The following is a 3683-nucleotide window of genomic DNA, read 5'->3' on the forward strand; positions in this document are numbered from 1 at the left end:
ATTTTCTTATTATATATGTTTTGATATGAACGTTAACTTATACATGATTTTAAAATTTAGATAGGTGGTAGAACTACATTGGCAACTATAAAACCATATAGAGTATTACTATATTACATGTACACAACAATTGAAAATCCAGAAGAATTTGCTGAACAGCATTTAGAATTTTGTAATTCACTTGAGTTAAAAGGAAGAATTCTTGTAGCAACAGAAGGAATTAATGGAACTTGTTCTGGAACTGTTGAGCAAACAGAGAAATACATGGAAGTAATGAACAATGATCCACGTTTTGCTGGAATCGTTTTTAAAATTGATGAGGCGGATGAGCATGCATTTAAGAAAATGCACGTACGTCCTCGCCCAGAGTTAGTTACACTTCGCTTGGAAGACGACATTAACCCAAAAGAAATGACTGGGAAATATTTAGAACCAACAGAATTCTATGAGGCAATGAAACAAGAAAATACAGTTATCATTGATGCACGAAATGATTATGAGTTTGATTTAGGACACTTTAAAGGTGCGATCAAACCAGATATTGAATCATTCCGTGAATTACCAGATTGGATTAGAGAAAACAAAGAAACACTTGAAGGTAAAAAGATTTTAACGTACTGTACAGGTGGAATTCGCTGTGAGAAATTCTCTGGTTGGTTAGTTCGAGAAGGCCATGAAGATGTAAGTCAGCTTCACGGCGGAATTGTAACGTACGGAAAAGACCCAGAGGTACAGGGTGAACTTTGGGATGGTCAATGTTACGTATTTGATGAGCGTATCGCTGTACCAGTAAACCAAAAAGAACATGTTATCGTTGGTAAAGATCATTTTACAGGCGAACCTTGTGAGCGCTATGTAAACTGTGCAAATCCAGAATGTAACAAGAAAATTTTATGTTCTGAAGAAAGTGAAGCAAAACATTTACGTGCATGTTCTCATGAATGTCGTGTACACCCACGTAATCGTTATATCGTGCAACACGAATTAACAGAAGAGCAAGTAGCTGCTACATTAGAAAAAATCGAAGCAGGGAAGTAAGCATAATAGAAAACAGATGGTAGCATCGTGCTGCCATCTGTTTTTTATTTACTTTGTACTATCCTTCTCTTTCACAGCAGAAAGTACAGTTTGTTTTACCCATGCTTTTCTTCGTTTATGTTGTACACCCCATTGGTATAAACTTTGTGTACCTAAAATAAGTGAAATGACTATGCCACTAATCGCTATTAATAGAGCAAAAAATTCAAAAGGCGATGATATTTTGTTTGAATCGGTGTTTCTTAAAAGATCAATCATAGTAAACCCTAACATTTGGCCTACAACAGAGTAGAGCGTTAAAATTAATAATAAGAGGCTATCTTTTTTTGAAGCAACATTTTCTTGATATTTAAATAAACTATCGAGATTTTGTTTCGCGTTCGTGTACAGTACTTCAATGTTAAAAAGTTTTCTTAGACGAAAGAAAATATCTTCACTTTGTGATTGGGATACTAATTCTAAAGAAAAATAATTAGCTGTAAACGAATTTATTGAATAAATTAATTTCTCTATCTCATTTGTATCTTGTTCAATATTTAATTCAGCATAGGCGTTTGCCATCTTTAATAAAACAACTTTATGAAATAAATTTAATAATAAAGCGTAATAAAACTCCCCGTACATTTGACTAGCAAGTTTAGTGACTGCTTGTTCACCTTCATTTGTAATACATGTGAAAATATGTTCTTCCATAATAAAGTAACGGTTAGGAGCCCATCTTTGATAAGAATGTTTTGTTAAATAATCGTGAATATAAGGAACATTATTTGCACTAATATATGGCTTACCATCATCTGATAATCCGGAAAGACTGGAGGCTCGATATACATCGATTATATGAAGGTCTGACTCTTTGTTTATGGATAATAAAGTTTGTACATACATTCGCTGGTCTTCAAAGAAAGGGAATGTTTGAAAGTAAGAACTCCGCAATCTCTTGTTCTCAAAGAAGTCTGTTAAACCATGAAATAAATCACCGAATATAAGTTTTTCTACTTGTGAATATTTTTTTCCATCACATTCAATACAAATAGTCTCAGTCGTATCACTTTTAGTTTCAAGTACACGGAAGCGAGCCGCGAATTCAATCGCTTCTGATAATGTCATGTTTGGAGCGGTTTTTATTTCTGTCCGAATTGTTAAGAACCCAAGCTCATAAGGACAAAGTGTTACATCAATAGAATGTATCTTGAATGGAACGGAAATAAGGTTAGTTGTTAAATGTCCATTTAAATTAAGGTCTTTAGAATAGCGCTGTAATCCTTTTTGATGTTCTGAATGAGGAAAGAGAATTTTATTTGTAAAGGAAAGATAGTATGCTTCCATATTTTGATGTGAAACTTGAAATTTCCCGTAATATGTATTTTCATCTTCAAGATGATCGAGTCGAAAGGGTCGAAAATCATTTTTTTGTAAGAAAGGGAACATATTTTGTTCATATCCAGTTTTAAACGAAAACGGGAATATAAATTGAAATATAGCTGTTGTTACATCTTTTTCTTCGATTGTTTGTATTGCCTCCATCTACATTGTTTCCTTTCCATATAAGCTATAGAAACAACATGCCCAATTTTCCTATTAAATAACCTCTCGTTTTCACTAGTTTAAGAATGAAAATTCAGCTTATTTAATAGGAGACATGTATAATATTATGTATACTAAAACTAGTGTGATTGTTTTATGAAAAGGGGGATGTAGTATGCGCATTTTAGTATTAGGAGCTGGTGGCGTCGGCGGATTTTTTGGTGGCCGATTAGTAGAAAAGGGAGAAGATGTTACATTTCTCGTTCGCAGCAAAAGAAAACAGCAATTAGAGGAAAAAGGACTTGTTATTCGTAGTGTTAATGGAGATTTTTCCTTTCAACCGAAACTGATAACGAAAGAAGATAGAACTTCTCCATTTGATGTGATTTTATTTTCAACAAAGGCGTATCATTTAAACGACGCGACCATAGATTTAAAGCCGTTTGTAGGTGAAAATACAGTCATAATTCCATTGTTAAATGGTATCGCTCATTTATCACTATTACAAAAGGAATTCGGTGAAGAAAAAGTGATTGGTGGTTTATGCTTTATCGAGACGACGTTAAACGATCAAGGAGAAATTGTACAAACTAGTGTTGCTAACAGACTTGTATTTGGGGAAATTAAGCCTCAAGATTCAGAGAGAATAAAGCCTATTTCTAAAGCATTTGCAGGTACAAAAGCTAGTTTTGTTTTAAGTGAAAATATTACGCAAGATATGTGGCATAAATATTTATTTATCACTGTAATGTCAGGTGTGACAACATTAATGCGTGCACCAATAGGACCGATTCGTGAGAGTGAAGGTGGACGTGATTTTATCCGAAACTTATTTGAGGAATCTGTGCAAATTATGAGGGCATTGGGGGCTCCGGTTAAAGATAATATTATTGAGGACCATATGAAAACGATTGATAAAATTTCTTATGATATGAAGTCATCTATGCAGCGTGATATGGAAAAAGGCTCGCTCATCGAAGGGGAACATTTACAAGGATACTTACTGGATGTAGCAGAACAATTTTCTATAGAAGCACCTTCATTAGGTGCTGTATATCAAAATTTGAAAGTGTATGAGGAAACGACCTTTAATAAATCCATAATATAATTAGATGTATGAA

Annotated in this window: 3 protein-coding genes; 2 read left to right on the top strand and 1 reads right to left on the bottom strand. The window is 33.8% G+C overall.

Features of this window, described 5'->3' with window-relative positions; translation table 11 throughout:
• Positions 1–78: 78 nt before the first annotated feature.
• Positions 79–1038 carry an oxygen-dependent tRNA uridine(34) hydroxylase TrhO gene (trhO, locus tag AB3X48_RS19230; protein ID WP_088098947.1) on the top strand — a complete coding sequence of 320 codons (960 nt, stop codon included), beginning with the start codon at positions 79–81 and terminating at the stop codon, positions 1036–1038.
• A 48-nt stretch (positions 1039–1086) separates the two neighbouring features.
• On the opposite strand, the gene AB3X48_RS19235 is transcribed toward trhO, so the two are convergent.
• Positions 1087–2562 (bottom strand): hypothetical protein, encoded by a 1476-nt coding sequence (locus AB3X48_RS19235; protein WP_088098948.1) that lies wholly within the window; start codon positions 2560–2562, stop codon positions 1087–1089.
• 175 nt (positions 2563–2737) lie between these two features.
• Between AB3X48_RS19235 and panE the strand changes: the two genes are divergently transcribed.
• The gene (panE, locus tag AB3X48_RS19240) at positions 2738–3670 is read left to right on the top strand and encodes a 2-dehydropantoate 2-reductase (RefSeq protein WP_088098949.1); all 933 of its coding nucleotides are present in this window, start codon (positions 2738–2740) and stop codon (positions 3668–3670) included.
• The last annotated feature ends 13 nt before the right edge of the window (positions 3671–3683 follow it).

Source organism: Bacillus sp. S4 (assembly GCF_040838205.1).
Taxonomy (GTDB): Bacteria; Bacillota; Bacilli; order Bacillales; family Bacillaceae_G; genus Bacillus_A; species Bacillus_A cereus_U.

Coding starts and splice junctions, on each gene's coding strand:
- AB3X48_RS19235 (WP_088098948.1), bottom strand. CDS start 2,562: ATGGAGGCAATACAAACAATCGAAGAAAAAGATGTAACAACAGCTATA.
- panE (WP_088098949.1), top strand. CDS start 2,738: ATGCGCATTTTAGTATTAGGAGCTGGTGGCGTCGGCGGATTTTTTGGT.